At 52.4% G+C, this 17,918-nt stretch carries 17 protein-coding genes; 11 read left to right on the forward strand and 6 right to left on the reverse strand.

Translation table 11 applies throughout. The features are described from left to right. Positions 1-44: 44 nt before the first annotated feature. Positions 45-407, reverse strand: coding sequence for a YibL family ribosome-associated protein (locus tag KE671_RS16470; protein WP_042323274.1), 363 nt, complete (start codon positions 405-407; stop codon positions 45-47). 288 nt (positions 408-695) lie between these two features. Between KE671_RS16470 and KE671_RS16475 the strand changes: the two genes are divergently transcribed. Next, positions 696-902 carry a hypothetical protein gene (locus tag KE671_RS16475; RefSeq protein ID WP_206163844.1) on the forward strand — a complete coding sequence of 69 codons (207 nt, stop codon included), beginning with the start codon at positions 696-698 and terminating at the stop codon, positions 900-902. A 14-nt stretch (positions 903-916) separates the two neighbouring features. On the opposite strand, the gene mtlR is transcribed toward KE671_RS16475, so the two are convergent. The 3 genes from mtlR to mtlA all read right to left on the reverse strand — a co-directional run bounded on the left by mtlR (position 917) and on the right by mtlA (position 4,702). Beyond that, on the reverse strand, positions 917-1,507 hold the full coding sequence (gene mtlR / locus KE671_RS16480; RefSeq protein ID WP_102603148.1) for a mannitol operon repressor MtlR: 591 nt from the start codon (positions 1,505-1,507) through the stop codon (positions 917-919). Further along, positions 1,507-2,652: a mannitol-1-phosphate 5-dehydrogenase gene (mtlD, locus tag KE671_RS16485; RefSeq protein WP_206163845.1), complete on the reverse strand. Its 1,146-nt coding sequence runs from the start codon at positions 2,650-2,652 to the stop codon at positions 1,507-1,509. Before mtlD ends, mtlR begins: the two co-directional genes overlap by 1 nt. 136 nt (positions 2,653-2,788) lie before the next feature. Continuing rightward, positions 2,789-4,702 (reverse strand): PTS mannitol transporter subunit IICBA, encoded by a 1,914-nt coding sequence (gene mtlA / locus KE671_RS16490; RefSeq protein WP_206163846.1) that lies wholly within the window; start codon positions 4,700-4,702, stop codon positions 2,789-2,791. Positions 4,703-5,232: 530 nt separating this feature from the next. Here mtlA and KE671_RS16495 point away from each other — a divergent pair. From KE671_RS16495 to aldB, 7 genes are all read left to right on the forward strand, one after another. Next, a complete protein-coding gene (locus tag KE671_RS16495) occupies positions 5,233-5,595 on the forward strand; it encodes a DUF3302 domain-containing protein (RefSeq protein ID WP_206163847.1) in 363 nt (120 codons plus the stop codon). A gap of 2 nt (positions 5,596-5,597) precedes the next feature. Then, positions 5,598-6,734 (forward strand): HlyD family secretion protein, encoded by a 1,137-nt coding sequence (locus tag KE671_RS16500; RefSeq protein WP_206163848.1) that lies wholly within the window; start codon positions 5,598-5,600, stop codon positions 6,732-6,734. A 72-nt stretch (positions 6,735-6,806) separates the two neighbouring features. Then, positions 6,807-7,415 carry a glutathione S-transferase gene (locus tag KE671_RS16505; RefSeq protein ID WP_206163849.1) on the forward strand — a complete coding sequence of 203 codons (609 nt, stop codon included), beginning with the start codon at positions 6,807-6,809 and terminating at the stop codon, positions 7,413-7,415. Positions 7,416-7,513: 98 nt separating this feature from the next. Further along, a complete protein-coding gene (selA, locus tag KE671_RS16510) occupies positions 7,514-8,905 on the forward strand; it encodes an L-seryl-tRNA(Sec) selenium transferase (RefSeq protein ID WP_206163850.1) in 1,392 nt (463 codons plus the stop codon). After that, positions 8,902-10,749: a selenocysteine-specific translation elongation factor gene (gene selB / locus KE671_RS16515; RefSeq protein ID WP_206163851.1), complete on the forward strand. Its 1,848-nt coding sequence runs from the start codon at positions 8,902-8,904 to the stop codon at positions 10,747-10,749. Before selA ends, selB begins: the two co-directional genes overlap by 4 nt. A 185-nt stretch (positions 10,750-10,934) precedes the next feature. After that, positions 10,935-12,086: an L-threonine dehydrogenase gene (gene yiaY / locus KE671_RS16520; RefSeq protein WP_206163852.1), complete on the forward strand. Its 1,152-nt coding sequence runs from the start codon at positions 10,935-10,937 to the stop codon at positions 12,084-12,086. A gap of 92 nt (positions 12,087-12,178) precedes the next feature. Then, positions 12,179-13,711, forward strand: coding sequence for an acetaldehyde dehydrogenase ExaC (gene aldB / locus KE671_RS16525; protein WP_206163853.1), 1,533 nt, complete (start codon positions 12,179-12,181; stop codon positions 13,709-13,711). Between the two features lie 46 nt (positions 13,712-13,757). On the opposite strand, the gene KE671_RS16530 is transcribed toward aldB, so the two are convergent. Further along, positions 13,758-14,072 carry a hypothetical protein gene (locus KE671_RS16530; protein WP_206163854.1) on the reverse strand — a complete coding sequence of 105 codons (315 nt, stop codon included), beginning with the start codon at positions 14,070-14,072 and terminating at the stop codon, positions 13,758-13,760. Between the two features lie 188 nt (positions 14,073-14,260). Between KE671_RS16530 and KE671_RS16535 the strand changes: the two genes are divergently transcribed. Together KE671_RS16535 and KE671_RS16540 are read left to right on the forward strand one after the other, a co-directional pair. Further along, the gene (locus tag KE671_RS16535) at positions 14,261-14,587 is read left to right on the forward strand and encodes a DUF3302 domain-containing protein (RefSeq protein ID WP_206163855.1); all 327 of its coding nucleotides are present in this window, start codon (positions 14,261-14,263) and stop codon (positions 14,585-14,587) included. 2 nt (positions 14,588-14,589) lie between these two features. Beyond that, positions 14,590-15,726: an HlyD family secretion protein gene (locus KE671_RS16540; protein WP_206163856.1), complete on the forward strand. Its 1,137-nt coding sequence runs from the start codon at positions 14,590-14,592 to the stop codon at positions 15,724-15,726. Here KE671_RS16540 and KE671_RS16545 read toward each other — a convergent pair. After that, positions 15,723-16,697, reverse strand: coding sequence for a LysR family transcriptional regulator (locus KE671_RS16545; RefSeq protein WP_206163857.1), 975 nt, complete (start codon positions 16,695-16,697; stop codon positions 15,723-15,725). The genes KE671_RS16540 and KE671_RS16545 overlap by 4 nt on opposite strands. A gap of 123 nt (positions 16,698-16,820) precedes the next feature. Between KE671_RS16545 and KE671_RS16550 the strand changes: the two genes are divergently transcribed. After that, positions 16,821-17,561, forward strand: a complete 741-nt coding sequence (locus KE671_RS16550; protein WP_206163858.1) for a MipA/OmpV family protein — start codon at positions 16,821-16,823, stop codon at positions 17,559-17,561. Positions 17,562-17,918: the final 357 nt, after the last annotated feature.

Raw genomic sequence — 17,918 nt, forward strand, 5'->3', positions numbered from 1 at the left:
AATTAAGGGACGACCGGACAGCAGACGCGCTGCCCGGTATCAAATCAAAACTCGGTCTTTGCGAAGCCAGTCATCTCTTTCAGGCCCATTTCGCGACCTAAAGCCGTCATCGGGTGAACCACCACCAGACCGCGAACGCTTTTCTTCAGCTTGCCCATATCGGCCTGCTCTTTTTTGGTGATCGCACGACGGTACGGCAGGTTCATCAGTTTTTGCGCTTCTTTGCTCAGTTTCTGACTGTGAACGTCACGCAGGCGGGCGATTTCTGCTTCCAGCGTGGCTTTCTCTTTTTCCAGCTCAGCGTATTTATCGGCTGCTTCCACCAGCGACAGATCGGCCTGCTGGTGGCGGATAGCGTCGAGGCGATCGCTCAGACGTTTGATTTCGTTTTTTTCGACTTCTTTCATGGGATGGCTTCTGATAGAAATAAGGTGAATGGCCTATAGTATGCGCGCAGAGCGGGTTTAATCACAACTAACGGGATAAGAATAATCGAAAGCGTGCGAGTATTTATTTGTTAACTATTTTTCTAATTATCTGATTAATCGATAATTTTTGACAATAACAGGATCATGTAAGAGACAAATTACCGTTGACGTATTAAGCACGTTTTCCTTAATGTCATAACACGGACGATCCTACACTAAAATTGACCGTTGCGCTTTAGCACGGTGGGAATGTATGGAGGATATAACATGGCGAAAATGGGTGATAACGTTCCACTTCTGATTGATAAAGCGGTGGATTTTATGGCCTCAAGTCAGGCCTTCAAAGAGTATCTGACCAAAATGCCTGCGCGTGATACCGTCCCGAGCGAAGTGCCTGCAGAAAATGCGCAGATGTACCTGCAACGACTGAATTATTATCGACGTCTTTATCAACCCGTGCAGGAAAAGGAGTAGCGGGCAGGAGAGGCCTACTTCTGGAAGGCTTTTTTTAAGCTGATTTTCGAAATCAGCTCAGTCAGAGAGAGAACCATTGTTGAGCGCACCGCTTGTTGGTAGCGCTGGATTTGCATGGCGTACAAACTGGGGTCGGCGGCGTCAAACTGTGGCGGTGGCGGCAGCGCCAGTACGCAATGCAGCTCACCGAATGGCCCGAGAATTTCATCATCCGTAAAGGCATACTCGTTGCCATCATGATTCATCTCCTCGCGCATCGCCATCAGCAGTTCCGCGTCTTCATACTCAGGACGACTCAGGACGCCCAGACCGTAGATCAGCTTCAGGCGCACAGACAGATCGCCCAGCGGTCCGTCGCCGTCGAGTAACGGTTCTACAGCGTACTTCACTGCGTAGTCATCTTTGCGAAACACCTGAAGCACCAGAATGTTTACCGCCTCGGTGAGTAACTCCACGGCGGTGATCAGGAAGCTCCGTACGGTTTTGCCAGCATTCAGACGCTCAAGCACACGATTTTCAAAGGCCTGGGTTTGTTCCATTATTGCCTGCATATCTGACAATCTATTAATCAGGCGCAGGGGCTCCTGCGCCAGTTCCTGCAGCATTACTTTGCGTTATATGCGCTTACGGCCTCGACAACGACATCGCTGTTGATATCCAGCCCGGAAATCTGGGCAAGCGCAGCCTGTGGACCTTTCTCGGCGATCAGCGCAGCCAGCTCCTGTGCCTGCGGATCGTCTTCGCTACGGAAGTGCATTGCGGCCGCAATCCCTTTGACCAGGTTAGCGTGCGGCAGATGGTATTCCAGCGTACCCAGCAGCGGTTTGATCAAACGGTCACCTGCGCTCAGTTTACGCAGTGGCTGGCGACCAACGCGCTCAACGTCATCTTTCAGATACGGGTTTTCAAAACGACCGAGGATTTTCTGAATGTATGCCGCATGTTTGTCGGCATCAAAACCGTAGCGTTTGATCAGCACCGCGCCGCTCTCTTCCATCGCCCCTTTAACCACAGCGCGGATTTTTTCATCGAGAATCGCGTCGCGGATGGTCTGATGACCGGTCAATTTTCCGAGGTACGCGGTTATAGCATGCCCGGTGTTCAGCGTGAAGAGTTTACGTTCGACAAATGCCATCAGGTTATCAGTTAATTCCATTCCCGGGATGTTCGGCAGCTCGCCTTTGAACTGGGTCTGGTCAACGATCCACTCGCTGAAGGTTTCGACAGTTACTTCCAGCGGATCGTGGGTCGCAGAGGCCGAAGGCGGCACGATGCGGTCAACGGCGGAATCCACGAAGCCGACATGGGCTTCAACCCAGGCTTTGTCGTCTTCCGCCAGCGCGTTCAGCACATGGCCTTTCAGTTGCGTAGTACCGCGTACCATATTTTCACAGGCGATGATATTCAGTGGGGTGGTGATCCCTTGCGCTTTGCGTTTGACCAGGCCTTTGGCGATGGCCGGAGCGATGCGCTCCAGGACGACTGGACCAACAGCGGTGGTGACCAGGTCAACCTGCGCGATCAGCTCAATAACGTCGTCGCCAATACTGCTTACTGCGTTGACGCCGGTCACGGTATCCACCTGCTCATTTTCACCCACAACGTGAACCTGATAGCTATGACGGGCATTCAGGGCGTCGAGCACGACCTGATTTACATCAGCGAATGTCAGTTGTATCCCCGCGTCCGCCAGCAGTTTGCCGATAAAGCCACGACCGATATTACCTGCGCCAAAATGTAATGCTTTCATAGTATTAACCTTCATTAATGTTTTTACCCGAGAGGGCTGGGGTGAGGAGGTAATCTTTTGCTCCCTCACCCAAACCCTCTCCACAAGGGAGAGGATTGGGTAGGCCCGATAAGCGTCGCGCTATCGGGCTACGGGTTTACTTACGACCTGCCAGCAGCGCCAGTACTTCATCCACGCTGGTGGTATTAGCCAGGCGTTCGATGACAGATTCATCATCCAGCGCGTTGGTCAGGCTGGTAATCACCTGAATATGCTCGTTGTTGCGAGCGGCGATACCAATCACCAGACGGGCGATGTCGTCGTCTTCTTCACCGAAGCGAACACCCTGTGGGTACTGACAGAAGACAACACCGGTTTTCAGTACGCGGTCTTTCGCTTCAACCGTACCGTGTGGAACGGCGATAGACTCACCCAGATAGGTTGGGGTTAGTTTCTCACGTTCCAGCATCGCATCGACATATTCTGGCTCAACGTAACCGCCTTTCACCAGTTGCTCGCCAGCGAAGCGAATCGCTTCTTCTTTGGTCGCTGCCGTCCGTCCGAGGAAAATATTCTCCGCACCCAGTTTGAACAGGTTGTTATCCCCTTCATCAAAGCTGTCTTTCAGGCTATCGCGGACTTTGACTTCATTGTCTGTGTGGCGCTGAGCGGCAACCAGACGCTCGGTCAGGCTGGAGTACAGGCCACTATCAAGGAAGTTAGTCAGCGAAATATGCTGCGCCTGCGGTACCTGACGCATTGCACGCTCGGTCAGATCGCGGTGGGTGATGACCAGGTCAACATCCGGCGGCAGGTTGTTAATCGCGCTGTTGGTGACGGAGATTTGGCTCAGACCCGCATCCTGCACTTTCTTACGCAGCACGCCTGCACCCATTGCGCTGGAACCCATACCGGCATCACAGGCGACGATGATTTTACGCACGTGGCTCAGGTCGTTGGTGACATCGCCAGCAGACAGCGGGGTACCGCCTTTGGATTCTGCTTTCATGTCGTGCATACGGCGAGTCGCCGCTTCAATGTCATCGTCTTCTTTCACTTTGCTGGTTTTCAGCAGAATGGCAGAGACAACGAAGGAGACCGCCATTGCCGCACAGATTGCTGCGATGTTAGCGAAGTAGGCACCTTTTGGCGTCATCGCCAGCACCGCCAGGATAGAACCCGGAGACGCCGGAGAAACCAGACCACCGTTCAGGATAGTCAGCGTGAACACGCCAGTCATACCGCCGAGGATAACGGCGAGGATCAGACGCGGGTTCATCAGCACATATGGGAAGTAAATTTCGTGAATACCGCCCAGGAAGTGGATGATTGCCGCACCGCCTGCGGACTGCTTAGCGCTACCGCGACCAAAGAACATATACGCCAGCAGAACGCCCATCCCCGGACCCGGGTTGGCTTCAATCAGGAAGAAGATGGATTTACCCATCTCATGGGACTGCTGAATACCCAACGGCGAGAAGATACCGTGGTTAATGGCGTTGTTCAGGAACAGGATTTTCGCCGGTTCAACGAAGATAGACGCCAGCGGCAGCATGTCATGGACAACCATGAAGTTAACGCCCGCTGCCAGCACTTTCGAAAGAACTTCAACCGCCGGACCAATGCCGAGGAATGCCAGAATGGCGAGGATCATACCAATGATGCCAGCGGAGAAGTTATTCACCAGCATCTCAAAACCGGATTTGATCTTACCGTCTACCCAGCTATCGAAATGTTTGATTGCCCAGCCGCCCAGCGGACCCGCGATCATCGCACCGAGGAACATTGGCATGTCTGCGCCGACGATAACGCCCATGGTGGTGATTGCACCCACCACGCCGCCGCGCTCTCCACCCACCAGTCTACCGCCGGTATAACCGATCAGCAGCGGCAGGAGATAGGTAATCATTGGGCCGACCAGCTTCGCCAGCGTTTCGTTTGGCAACCACCCTGTCGGAATAAATAGTGCGGTGATAATACCCCACGCGATAAACGCGCCGATATTTGGCATCACCATATTGCTGAGGAATCGACCAAAGCTTTGCACTTTGATCTTAATATCGGATGACATAAAAACACCCCTTCTTATGTTTGCTGTCGCGCAGGCTGGAAGCCCGAGGTTTTGTTAATGTAGCGGCAGAGGTAGCCGGACCCTGTAGATACTGCGAAATCTGGCACTGAATCGTTAAACTGTCCAGTCGGCGACCCTTAGTGTGACTTTGATCACATAAATATAGGGGGTATGGCGGTAATTAGTGTGATATTAATCACAAAATGACTGTGTAAAAAAACAACAAAACGCGGTTTTAAACCATTAATGGCATTAATCTGTGATGTTATTCACATTTTTATTTTGTCTGTTTGTTGAATGTTTGTGATCTCAATCACAAGAAATTTTCAACTGGCTTTGTTCTGATGTGATCCTGAGCAGATTCTTCTCGCCGTGATATCGACGGATGTCATTAAGTAACCATGCAGCGTGAAAAATAATCTTTCGCGTGATGGCGAAAATGCATAACTCGAATTATGTTCAAATCATCAGCCAATTCGCTTTCGGCTGCCTGCAATTAAAATTCTGATTAGCGTGAAGCCGGGGCAGATATGTTTCTAAATTATTTCGCGTTGGGTGTGCTGATCTTCGTTTTTCTGGTGATCTTTTACGGCGTCATCGCTATTCATGACATCCCCTATTTAATTGCGAAAAAACGCAATCACCCGCATGCCGATGCCATTCATACCGCAGGCTGGGTGAGCTTGTTTACGCTCCATGTGATCTGGCCTTTTTTGTGGATTTGGGCAACCCTCTACCAGCCAGAACGCGGTTGGGGAATGCAGTCTCATGTCACACCTGCGGGACAGGAACCCGATCCGGAAATTGCGGCATTATCCGCGCGTATTACACAACTCGAAAAAAAACTGGCCGGGGCTAAAACGGCTGATGAGACGACGTTTCCGGAGATCTGATCATGGATCTGTTGATTGTTTTAACCTATGTGGCACTGGCGTGGGCGGTCTTTAAAATTTTCCGTATTCCGGTGAATCAGTGGACGCTGGCGACAGCGGCATTAGGTGGCGTATTTCTGGTCAGCGGCCTGATCCTGTTAATGAACTATAACCACCCGTACACCTTTACGGCGCAGAAAGCCGTTATTTCCATTCCCATTACGCCGCAGGTTACCGGGATTGTCAGCGAGGTGACGGATAAAAATAACCAACTGATTAAAAAGGGAGAGGTGCTGTTTCAGCTCGATCCCGTTCGTTATCAGGCACGTGTGGACAGGCTACAGGCCGATCTGGTGACGGCAACACACAATATCCAGACGCTCAAGGCCCAACTGGCCGAAGCGCAGGCTAATACGACGCGCGTCTCGGCGGAGCGCGATCGGTTGTACAAAGATTATCAGCGTTACCTGAAGGGCAGTCAGGCAAAGGTGAATCCCTTCTCAGAAAGCGATATTGATACGGCGCGGCAAAACTATCTGGCGCAGGATGCGCTGGTGAAAGGGTCGCTGGCTGAGCAGGCGCAAATACAAAGCCAGCTCGACAGCATGGTTAATGGCGAACAGTCGCAGATTGTCAGCCTGCGGGCGCAACTGACAGAGGCCAAATACAATCTTGATCAGACCATTATTCGTGCTCCCAGCAACGGCTATGTCACCCAGGTGTTAATCCGACCCGGTACCTATGCTGCCGCGCTGCCGCTGCGTCCGGTGATGGTCTTTATCCCTGAACAAAAACGGCAGATTGTCGCCCAGTTCCGGCAGAACTCGCTGCTTCGTCTTGAACCCGGCGACGCCGCGGAGGTGGTGTTCAACGCGCTGCCGGGGCAGGTTTTTCACGGTAAGTTGACCAGCATATTGCCCGTGGTACCGGGCGGTTCGTATCAGGCTCAGGGGGCATTACAGTCCCTGACGGTGGTGCCGGGGACTGATGGTGTACTGGCGCTGATTGAATTGGATCAGAATGCCGATGTGGATGCGTTACCCGACGGCATTTACGCGCAAGTGGCGGTCTATTCCGACCATTTCGCTCATGTTTCGGTGATGCGCAAGGTGTTACTGCGTATGACCAGTTGGATGCACTACCTTTATTTGGATCATTGAGAACTCTGTCACCTGCCTTTTCCCGCTGCGTGAGCCATACTCATTGTTTTGTGTTGGCGAAAAGGACCGATCATGAAACTCATTGGTAGCTATACCAGCCCGTTTGTACGTAAAATTTCGATTCTGCTGCTGGAAAAAGGCATCACGTTTGAATTTGTTAATGAACTGCCCTACAACGCGGAAAACGGTGTAGCGCAGTACAATCCGTTAGGAAAAGTCCCGGCGCTGGTGACTGACGAAGGTGAGTACTGGTTCGATTCGCCGATTATCGCCGAATACATTGAACTGCTTAATATTGCGCCGGCGATGCTGCCGCGTGAAGCGCTGGCCTCGCTGAAAGTTCGACAGATCGAGGCGCTGGCCGATGGGATTATGGACGCCGGGCTGGTGTCAGTGCGCGAACAGGCACGTCCTGCCGCCCAGCAGTCGGAAACAGAACTGCTGCGCCAGCGCGAGAAAATTAACCGGAGTCTGGATGCGCTGGAAGGATACCTGGTCGACGGGACGATTAAACCTGACACCGTCGATCTGGCGACCATCGCCATTGCCTGCGCGGTGGGCTATCTCAACTTCCGTCGCGTCTCACCGGGCTGGTGTGTGAGCAGACCCCACCTGGTCAAGCTGGTGGAAACGCTGTTCCAGCGCGAGAGTTTTGCCCGTACTGAACCCCCAAAGGCTTGATTCATATTCTGTCCGTCCGGGCAATCTCACGTTACAATCCCCTCTATGTCGATATCCCTCTCCGTTGTGGGGAGGGTCACCAGCAGCCAGGCCTTTTCATGACGACCGAAACCCGTTCGCTCTACAGTCAGCTTCCCGCCATTGATCGCTTATTGCGTGAAAGTGAATTTCTTAGCCTGCGTGAGACTCACGGGCATACCCGTGTCGTTGATCTGCTCCGTCAACTGCTTGATGAAGCAAGAGAGGTGATACGCGATACGCAGGCGTTGCCGGTCTGGTGTGAAGACTGGGCGCAGGAGGTGAACCTTCGGCTGGAAAAAGAGGCCCAGAGTGCGCTGCGTCCGGTTATCAACCTGACGGGCACGGTGCTGCATACTAACCTGGGGCGCGCTTTGCAGGCCGAAGAGGGCGTCGCGGCAGTCGCGCAGGCCATGCGCTCGCCGGTGACGCTGGAATATGACCTGGACGGCGCGGGACGCGGGCATCGCGACCGAGCGCTGGCGGAGCTGCTGTGCCGTATCACCGGGGCGGAAGATGCTTGTATTGTCAATAACAATGCCGCGGCGGTGCTGCTGATGCTGGCCGCCACCGCCGCAGGTAAAGAGGTGGTGGTATCACGTGGTGAGCTGGTGGAGATTGGTGGCGCGTTTCGTATCCCGGATGTGATGCGCCAGGCGGGTTGTACGCTGCATGAAGTGGGAACCACTAACCGGACGCATGCTGACGACTATCGTCAGGCGGTGAATGAAAACACCGGTCTGCTGATGAAGGTGCACACCAGTAATTACAGCATCGAAGGCTTTACTCACTCTGTTGATGAAACGGAACTGGTCCAGATCGGCAAGGCGCTGGAGATTGCGGTCGTGGTCGATCTCGGTAGCGGTTCGCTGGTCGATTTGAGCCAGTTTGGCCTGCCGAAAGAGCCCATGCCGCAGCAGTTAATTGCTGCGGGCGTCAGCCTGGTGAGCTTCTCGGGCGACAAGCTGTTAGGCGGTCCGCAGGCCGGGATCATCATCGGTAAGAAAGAGATGATTGCACAATTGCAGCGTCATCCGCTTAAACGTGCGCTGCGGGCGGATAAAATGACCCTTGCGGCGCTGGAAGCGACGTTACGTCTGTATCTGCACCCGGAAGCCCTACCGGAGAAACTACCGACGCTGCGCCTGTTAACCCGCCGTAAAGAAGCCATTATGGCCCTGGCGGAGCGGCTTCAGGCACCGCTGGCCGCGCATTATGACGCGGAGTTTTCGGTATGCGTACAGCCCTGCCTGTCACAGATTGGCAGTGGCTCTTTGCCGGTTGATCGGCTTCCCAGCGCGGCATTAACCTTTACACCACACGATGGTCGGGGAAGCCGTCTTGAAGCCCTGGCGACCCGCTGGCGTGAGCTGCCGGTTCCGGTCATCGGTCGTATTTACGAAGGCCGCCTGTGGCTGGATTTACGCTGTCTTGAAGATGAAACCCGGTTTATGGAGATGTTGTTGAAATGATTATTGCGACCGCCGGACATGTCGACCACGGGAAAACGACGTTGCTACAAGCCATTACCGGCGTGAATGCCGACCGTCTGCCGGAAGAGAAAAAGCGCGGCATGACCATTGATCTGGGCTATGCCTACTGGCCGCAGGCGGACGGGCGCGTGCTGGGTTTCATTGATGTCCCTGGTCACGAGAAGTTTCTCTCCAACATGCTGGCGGGCGTGGGCGGTATCGATCATGCGTTGCTGGTGGTGGCCTGTGACGATGGCGTGATGGCGCAAACGCGTGAACATCTGGCGATTCTGCAATTGACCGGGAATCCCACGCTGACGGTGGCGCTGACCAAAGCCGATCGTGTGGATGAGGCGCGGGTGCAGGAAGTACAACGGCAGGTGCAGGATGTCCTGCGTGAGTATGGCTTTGCACAGGCGACGCTATTTGTGACGGCCGCGAATGAAGGCCGTGGGATAGACGCGTTGCGCGAGCATTTGCAGCAACTGCCTGCCCGCGAACACGCCCGGGATCAGACGTTCAGGTTGGCTATCGACCGGGCTTTTACCGTTAAAGGCGCTGGGCTGGTGGTGACCGGTACCGCGCTGAGCGGTGAAGTGAACGTTGGGGATACGCTGTGGCTGACCGGTGTGAATACGTCTGTGCGCGTGCGCGGACTTCACGCGCAAAACCAGGCGAGTGAGCATGCCCATGCCGGGCAGCGCATTGCGCTAAATATCGTCGGCGATGCTGAAAAAGAACAGCTTAACCGGGGTGACTGGCTGCTTTCAGACGCCCCACCTGAGCCGTTCACGCGGGTGATTGTCGCGCTGGAAAGCCACGTTCCGCTTACGCAGTGGCAGCCGCTACATATTCACCATGCGGCAAGCCACGTAACCGGGCGCGTATCGTTGCTGGAAGATAACCTGGCGGAAATGGTGTTTGATACGCCATTGTTGCTGGCCGATAACGACCGACTGGTACTGCGCGACATTTCCGCGCGCACCACGCTTGCCGGGGCGCGGGTGGTTGCACTTAATCCACCACGTCGCGGTAAACGCAAACCTGAATATCTGCAGTGGCTGGCGTCACTGGTGGCGGCGAAAGATGACAGTGCCGCGTTGGCTGTGCACCTGCAACGTGGGGCGGTAAATCTGGCTGACTTCGCGTGGGCACGCCAGTTGAATGGCGACGGTATGCGTTCGCTCATTCACCAGCATGGTTTTATTCAGGCGGGTTATAGCCTGCTGAATGCGGAAGTTGCCGCGCGCTGGCAGCGCAAAATTCTCGACACGCTGGCGACTTACCATGAGCAACATCGTGATGAGCCAGGTCCGGGACGCGAGCGTCTGCGTCGTATGGCGCTGCCGATGGAAGATGAAGCGCTGGTGCTGTTGTTGATTGAACAAATGCGCAACAGCGGCGATATCCACAGCCACCATGGCTGGTTGCATCTGCCGGATCACAAGGCCGGATTTACTGACGAACAGCAGGCTATCTGGCTTAAGGCCGCGCCGTTATTTGGTGACGAGCCCTGGTGGGTCCGCGATCTCGCTCGCGAAACCGCGACCGAGGAACAAACTATGCGGCTGGTTCTGCGACAGGCCGCACAGCAAGGGATGATTACGGCGATCGTAAAAGATCGTTACTACCGCAACGATCGCATCGTGGCTTTCGCCAGTATGATCCGCGAACTGGATCAGGAAAAAGGCTCAACCTGTGCAGCAGATTTTCGCGATCGGTTAGGCGTCGGGCGAAAGCTGGCGATTCAGATCCTGGAATATTTTGACCGGATTGGCTTTACTCGTCGCCGTGGAAACGATCATCTATTACGTGATGCGTTATTATTTCCGGAAAAGGAATAGTACAATTTATTTAAAACAAAAATGAATTGATACAATAAATAGTTTGAAACGAAAAGAGCCCATTAATTTGTAGCCTAATGTGCTCTTTTATTTTTTCATTAAATAAATGGCCATTGCGATCATATTTTATCTTGTGATTCGTTCGTATGCTGCAACCCCTTCTGAAAATATTAAGGATTGAGCATATGGCTGCTTCAACATTTTATATTCCTTCTGTGAATATAATAGGGTCTGATTCATTAAAAGATGCAATGAATACGATGGCGGAATATGGTTTTCGCCGGACGTTAATCGTTACGGACAGTGTGCTGACGAAGTTAGGTATGGCGGCAGATATTCAAAAAGCATTGCAGCAGCGTGATATTTTTAGCGTCATTTTTGATGGTACACATCCTAATCCGACAACAATAAACGTCGCCGACGGTCTTCAGATCCTGAAAAATAATGACTGTGGCAGCGTTATTTCACTGGGCGGCGGTTCCCCACATGATTGCGCCAAAGGGATTGCGCTGGTGGCCGCGAATGGAGGAGATATTCGCGATTATGAAGGCGTTGATCGCTCGGCAAAACCACAGTTGCCGATGATTGCTATTAACACGACGGCAGGGACTGCGTCTGAAATGACGCGTTTCTGCATCATCACTGACGTCGAGCGTCACATCAAAATGGCGATCGTGGATAAACATGTCACGCCACTGCTTTCGGTGAATGACTCGTCGTTGATGATTGGCATGCCAAAATCGCTGACGGCGGCGACCGGTATGGATGCGTTGACCCATGCGATTGAAGCTTATGTTTCTGTGGCCGCCACGCCGATCACCGATGCCTGCGCTCTGAAAGCGGTGACTATGATTTCTGACAATCTGAGCATCGCCGTGGAATCGGGCGGCAATGTGCATGCGCGCGAAGCGATGGCCTATGCGCAGTTCCTGGCGGGTATGGCTTTCAATAATGCGTCACTAGGCTATGTCCACGCGATGGCACACCAGTTAGGCGGTTTCTATGACCTGCCGCACGGCGTGTGCAATGCCGTCCTGCTACCGCACGTTCAGGTGTTCAATAGTCAGGTGGCCGCAGCGCGTCTGCGTGACTGCGCGGCAGCAATGGGCGTGCATGTCGCGGGGATGACCGACGCCGAAGGTGCCAAAGCCTGTATCGATGCGATCCGTTCGCTGGCGCAGCAGGTGGATATCCCGGCGGGCCTGCGTGACCTGGGCGTGAAAGAAGACGATATTCCGGTGCTGGCGACCAATGCGTTGAAAGATGCCTGCGGTCTGACCAATCCAATCCAGGCGACGCACGACGAGATTATGGCTATCTACCGTACGGCGATGTAATTCGTGACCTTTGTCGTAAACCTATGAGCGGCTGGCGAGAAAATCGCCAGCCACGTCTACCCTTGTTATACCCCTGGAGCAAGGAGACGATCATGACTAATAATCCCCCCCGTATTCAGCCCGGCGAGTATGGTTTTCCCCTAAAGTTAAAGGCCCGTTACGACAACTTTATCGGTGGCGACTGGGTTGCCCCAAGTGATGGTGAGTATTACCAGAACCTGACGCCCGTCACCGGGCAACTGTTATGCGAAGTAGCTTCTTCCGGTAAAAGGGACATTGACCTGGCGCTCGACGCGGCCCACAAGGTGAAAGATAAGTGGGCGCATACTTCTGTTCAGGATCGGGCCGCGATACTGTTCAAAATTGCCGACCGTATGGAGCAGAATCTCGCACTGCTGGCAACGGCAGAAACCTGGGATAACGGTAAACCGATCCGTGAAACCAGCGCGGCGGATGTACCGCTGGCAATCGACCACTTCCGTTATTTCGCCTCCTGTATTCGCGCCCAGGAGGGCGGGATCAGTGAAGTGGACAGCGACACTGTGGCCTATCACTTCCACGAGCCGCTCGGCGTGGTCGGGCAAATCATCCCGTGGAACTTCCCCTTATTGATGGCGAGCTGGAAAATGGCGCCCGCGCTGGCGGCAGGAAACTGCGTGGTGCTTAAACCCGCACGCCTGACGCCGCTGTCCGTTTTACTGCTGATGGAAGTGATTGGCGATCTCCTCCCGCCTGGGGTGGTGAACGTAGTGAACGGCGCGGGCGGTGAGATTGGCGAGTATCTGGCAACATCGAAGCGCATCGCCAAAGTGGCATTCACCGGCTCAACGGAAGTCGGGCAGCAAATCATGCAATACGCCACGCAGAATATCATCCCGGTCACCCTGGAACTGGGTGGGAAATCGCCGAACATTTTCTTCGCCGACGTGATGGACGAAGAGGATGCCTTCTTCGATAAAGCGCTGGAGGGCTTTGCGCTCTTTGCCTTTAACCAGGGCGAGGTTTGCACTTGCCCGAGCCGTGCACTGGTACAGGAATCCATCTACGAGCGCTTTATGGAGCGCGCTATCCGCCGCGTAGAAAGTATCCGCAGCGGTAACCCGCTGGACAGCGTGACGCAAATGGGGGCGCAGGTCTCCCATGGGCAGTTGGAAACTATCCTGAATTACATTGATATCGGTAAGAAAGAAGGCGCGGATGTCCTGACTGGCGGGCGGCGTAAGCAGCTTGAAGGTGAGCTGAAAGACGGTTATTACCTCGAGCCGACCATCTTGTTTGGTCAGAATAATATGCGCGTGTTCCAGGAGGAGATCTTTGGCCCGGTACTGGCGGTGACCACCTTCAAGACAATGGACGAGGCGCTGGAGCTAGCCAACGATACCCAGTACGGTCTCGGGGCGGGCGTCTGGAGCCGCAACGGCAATCTGGCATATAAAATGGGGCGCGGCATTCAGGCAGGACGCGTGTGGACCAACTGCTACCATGCTTATCCGGCCCATGCAGCCTTTGGCGGCTATAAGCAGTCGGGGATCGGGCGCGAAACGCACAAAATGATGCTGGAGCATTATCAACAGACAAAATGTTTGCTGGTGAGCTACTCTGATAAACCGCTGGGACTCTTTTAACTGACAGCGTAATGCCCGATGGCGCTTTGCTTATCGGGCATTACGATTAATCCACCACCTTAACCTGTAACGGACGGAAACGGCTATAGACCCACAGTCCGAGGCAAGCAATCGACCCGATGAAAACGGTAAACAGTACCGTGATAAACACGCCGCTGAACAATGCGGCAGGAATCGCCATCAAACCATGCACGGGCTGATCGTTCCATTTCACCAGATCGAAGCCAAAAAGACTCAACACACCGCAAACAAAACTGAAAGATATCATTGGGATACCAAGGCCAATCAGTAATAAACGGTAAATCGTAGCCGCTTTGATGCGCTTGAGGCTGACGGTAGATGAGGTTTCCGCGTTGTTCATTTTTAATCCTGTAGTATTGGTGTGAAATCATAATAAACTGCGACAAGCATAAAAAACAACATACTAAAAAACGTACTGTATATAAAAAACCATATGTCGATATATAAATATGAGAATTGCAGGACATCTGGTCATTCCACTATCATTCTTAAACATTTTTATTTTTGACGCTATTCACTGAGGGGAATATGTTTCTCGATTATTTTGCGCTTGGGGTGCTGATTTTTGTATTCCTGGTCATTTTTTACGGGATTATCATCTTACATGATATTCCCTATTTAATTGCGAAAAAACGCAATCATCCTCATGCCGATGCCATTCATGTTGCAGGGTGGGTGAGTTTGTTTACATTACATGTTATCTGGCCTTTCTTGTGGATTTGGGCCACGCTCTATCGTCCGGAGCGCGGATGGGGAATGCAAAACCCTGAACCTGGCATAATGCAACTTCAGGAGCGCATTGCCGGGCTGGAAAAACAACTGGCAGACCTGAAATCCTCCTCTGGTGAGTATTAATTATGGATTTACTGATTATCCTGACCTATGTGGCTTTGGCATGGGCGATTTTTAAGATCTTTAAAATTCCCGTTAATAAATGGACCATACCGACGGCGGCGCTGGGCGGGATATTTATTGTCAGCGGTTTAATCCTGTTAATGAATTATAACCACCCCTATACGTTTAAAGCGCAAAAAGCGGTGGTGTCTATTCCCGTTGTCCCGCAGGTTACCGGCGTGGTGATTGACGTAACGGACAAGAAAAATACGCTGATTAAAAAAGGTGAAGTACTGTTCAGGCTGGATCCCACGCGCTATCAGGCCAGGGTGGATCGTTTACTGGCGGATATCGTGACGGCGCAGCATAAGCAGCATGCGCTGGGCGCTGAACTGGCGGAAATGACGGCAAATACGCAGCAGGCAAAAGCCACACGAGACAAGTTTGCTAAAGAGTATCAGCGCTATGTGCAGGGGAGTCAGGCAAAGATCAATCCGTTTTCTGAGCGCGACATTGACGTCGCACGGCAGAACTACCTGGCGCAAGAGGCTTCGGTGAAATCGGCAGCAGCGGAACAACAGCAGATTCAAAGCCAGCTAGACAGTCTGGTGTCAGGCGAGCACTCTCAAATTGCCAGTCTGAAAGCGCAATTAGCCGAAGCGAAATATAACCTTCAACAGACGATTGTTCGCGCGCCAAGCGATGGTTATGTAACTCAGGTGCTGATTCGCCCAGGTACCTATGCGGCCTCGTTACCGTTGCGCCCGGTGATGGTGTTTATTCCTGCTCAGAAGCGACAAATTGTCGCGCAATTCCGCCAGAACTCGCTGCTGCGACTGGAACCTGGCGATGAAGCGGAAGTGGTATTCAATGCACTGCCGGGTAAAGTATTCAGCGGTAAGTTGGCTGCCATCAGTCCGGCGGTACCTGGCGGGACGTACCAGTCTACCGGGACGTTACAGTCGTTGAATACGGTACCGGGGTCGGAAGGGATTATTGCCACGATCGAGTTAAACGATCATGCTGATTTAAGTGCCTTACCGGATGGGATTTATGCACAGGTGGCGGTCTACTCTGACCATTTCAGCCATGTCTCTGTCATGCGTAAAGTATTGTTACGCATGACAAGTTGGGTACATTACCTCTATCTGGATCATTAATGGTCGTTGACTGAGGCTTGCTCTGGGCGCAGCAGTTGCGTCTGAGCAAGCTGGTTGCGGATTTCACGTAGCATTTCATCCAGTACGTACTGTACTCGCCAGGGCTGGTACTCTCGCTTGCGAAAGATCGCGACCAAATCCAGCCACCACTCGTGCTGTTCTGAAAAGCAAGGGACTAGCGCCCCGGTCTTTAGATCGTTTTGCACGCTTTCGTTTGGCGCAAACACAATACCCAGATGGTTACGTGCGAGTTCCAGTGCCGACTGGGTATTGTCACAAACGTAATTCCCCGTCACGCGATAATCCCGCATCTCTTGACTGCCGACGCTGTTGAATCGCCAGACGTTAGCATCATCAATCATCATTGAATCGATCAGAATGCAGGAGTGATGCGCAAGGTCTTCAGGTCGGCTGATTGGGTGCTTTTCCAGGTAGGTTTGGCTGGCAAAGGCCGTCACTGCATATTTGGTAATAAAACTGGCAACCAGTGATTCATCTTTCGGGTGAGCATAGGTGATTAATACGTCACAGTCGTCAGGAAACTCGACGCCTTCATAAAAGGCTTTTGGCTCCAGGTTGCAGGTTTTTAGCGACAAAGAGATATCGCCAATGTCTTTAATTCTGGCGATAACCCGTTTCGATAAGTAAGCGATGATGCCTGTCGGCGCGTACACCGTTACCCGTCCCCGCTTTTCGTGTTTATAATCAGCAATGAAATGGTTAAGCTGCTCGTTTCTGTCGAGCATATCATTAATGTAGGGCAGAAGTGCCGCGCCAAAAGGGGTCAGCGTCAGTTGCCGGGTCGTCCGGTCAAAGACCTTAAGACCGACTTTTGATTCAAAATCAGCAAGATATTTGCTGACGTTGGCCTGCGCGATACCGAGAACGGTTGCCGCATGACTGATGTTTTCACTGGCAGCAATGACTGAGATGATCTTTAATTCCCGGTGCTTGAGTTGTAGTTTATTCATCGCAGCAGCCCAATATATATAAGTTTTTATATATTACTATATAAATATGTGCCTTGCACCGAAGAATTTGTAAGCATTATTATTTCCGACGCTTTGTGGCTTATTTAAAATGGAACGTCGGGCATGTTAATTAAACGCAATATAGTTGCTCTATTTGCTTTCTCGTTTATCGCCAGTGCATCTGCTTCGGAATTATCCATTGGTGCGGGCGCGATATATAATGAATCTCCTTATCGTGGGTATAATGAAAATACCCATGCCATTCCTCTCATTAGTTATGAAGGCGAATCGTTCTATGTTCGCCAGACTTCGCTGGGCTACATTTTGTCTAAAAGTGAACAAAATGAATTTAGCCTGACCGCGTCCTGGATGCCGTTGGAATTTGATCCTTCCGATAACGACGACCATGCCATGAAAAAGCTCGATAAGCGTGATAGCACGATGATGGCGGGCGCGGCATGGTATCACCACGAGAATTGGGGGAGCGTGAAGGTTTCTGCGTCAACCGATGTTCTGGATAACAACAATGGCTGGATGGGGGAATTATCACTGTTCCGTAAAATTCCTGTCGGCCAGTTTGCTCTGATCCCCTCTGTTGGCGTGTTCTACTACGATGAAAATTTTAACGATTACTATTATGGTGTATCAGGCAGCGAATCCCGTCGCAGTGGTCTGAACCGCTATTCGGCACAGGACAGTTGGGTTCCTTACATTAGCCTGACCGCAAAATATCCCGTCACCGACAATATCGTTCTGACGGCGAGCGCGGCTTACAGTGCGCTACCGGATGAAATCAAAGATAGTCCGATGATCGACCGTGATGATAGCTTTACTTTCATATCAGGCGTGAGTTGGCGCTTCTAAGAGTGTGAGAAGAATTGCCGGACGGTGGCCATTGTCCCGGTCTGGGATGGGTTAAATCCACAGGCCTGCCGCCGTTCGGCATATTTCTACCGCTATTCTGGTAAGAGAACTACACTGTAAGCATAATTGTCCCGGAACGGCCTGTTGCCGGGAGTCACTTTCCCTCTCTATGACGCTTTATTGATCCCTACAGCATATTAAGCTGTAATTTGTGATAAATATGCCCGTTTAACTTGCACTATCGTTTATTTACACTGAAATAGAATAACGCTCTGATAATTTGTTTTTAGAGTTTATTTTACAGCGCCTGGATTTATCCTTTAGATATTCACGCTACACTTTGCTTGCAGCGAGATT

It is taken from the genome of Citrobacter amalonaticus (assembly GCF_018252635.1).
Classification (GTDB): domain Bacteria; phylum Pseudomonadota; class Gammaproteobacteria; order Enterobacterales; family Enterobacteriaceae; genus Citrobacter_A; species Citrobacter_A amalonaticus_E.

Excerpts from the sequence above, each read along its gene's own strand:
- KE671_RS16470 (WP_042323274.1), bottom strand. The coding sequence starts at position 407 with ATGAAAGAAGTCGAAAAAAACGAAATCAAACGTCTGAGCGATCGCCTC.
- KE671_RS16475 (WP_206163844.1), top strand. The coding sequence starts at position 696 with ATGGCGAAAATGGGTGATAACGTTCCACTTCTGATTGATAAAGCGGTG.
- mtlR (WP_102603148.1), bottom strand. The coding sequence starts at position 1,507 with ATGCTGCAGGAACTGGCGCAGGAGCCCCTGCGCCTGATTAATAGATTG.
- mtlD (WP_206163845.1), bottom strand. The coding sequence starts at position 2,652 with ATGAAAGCATTACATTTTGGCGCAGGTAATATCGGTCGTGGCTTTATC.
- mtlA (WP_206163846.1), bottom strand. The coding sequence starts at position 4,702 with ATGTCATCCGATATTAAGATCAAAGTGCAAAGCTTTGGTCGATTCCTC.
- KE671_RS16495 (WP_206163847.1), top strand. The coding sequence starts at position 5,233 with ATGTTTCTAAATTATTTCGCGTTGGGTGTGCTGATCTTCGTTTTTCTG.
- KE671_RS16500 (WP_206163848.1), top strand. The coding sequence starts at position 5,598 with ATGGATCTGTTGATTGTTTTAACCTATGTGGCACTGGCGTGGGCGGTC.
- KE671_RS16505 (WP_206163849.1), top strand. The coding sequence starts at position 6,807 with ATGAAACTCATTGGTAGCTATACCAGCCCGTTTGTACGTAAAATTTCG.
- selA (WP_206163850.1), top strand. The coding sequence starts at position 7,514 with ATGACGACCGAAACCCGTTCGCTCTACAGTCAGCTTCCCGCCATTGAT.
- selB (WP_206163851.1), top strand. The coding sequence starts at position 8,902 with ATGATTATTGCGACCGCCGGACATGTCGACCACGGGAAAACGACGTTG.
- yiaY (WP_206163852.1), top strand. The coding sequence starts at position 10,935 with ATGGCTGCTTCAACATTTTATATTCCTTCTGTGAATATAATAGGGTCT.
- aldB (WP_206163853.1), top strand. The coding sequence starts at position 12,179 with ATGACTAATAATCCCCCCCGTATTCAGCCCGGCGAGTATGGTTTTCCC.
- KE671_RS16530 (WP_206163854.1), bottom strand. The coding sequence starts at position 14,072 with ATGAACAACGCGGAAACCTCATCTACCGTCAGCCTCAAGCGCATCAAA.
- KE671_RS16535 (WP_206163855.1), top strand. The coding sequence starts at position 14,261 with ATGTTTCTCGATTATTTTGCGCTTGGGGTGCTGATTTTTGTATTCCTG.
- KE671_RS16540 (WP_206163856.1), top strand. The coding sequence starts at position 14,590 with ATGGATTTACTGATTATCCTGACCTATGTGGCTTTGGCATGGGCGATT.
- KE671_RS16545 (WP_206163857.1), bottom strand. The coding sequence starts at position 16,697 with ATGAATAAACTACAACTCAAGCACCGGGAATTAAAGATCATCTCAGTC.
- KE671_RS16550 (WP_206163858.1), top strand. The coding sequence starts at position 16,821 with ATGTTAATTAAACGCAATATAGTTGCTCTATTTGCTTTCTCGTTTATC.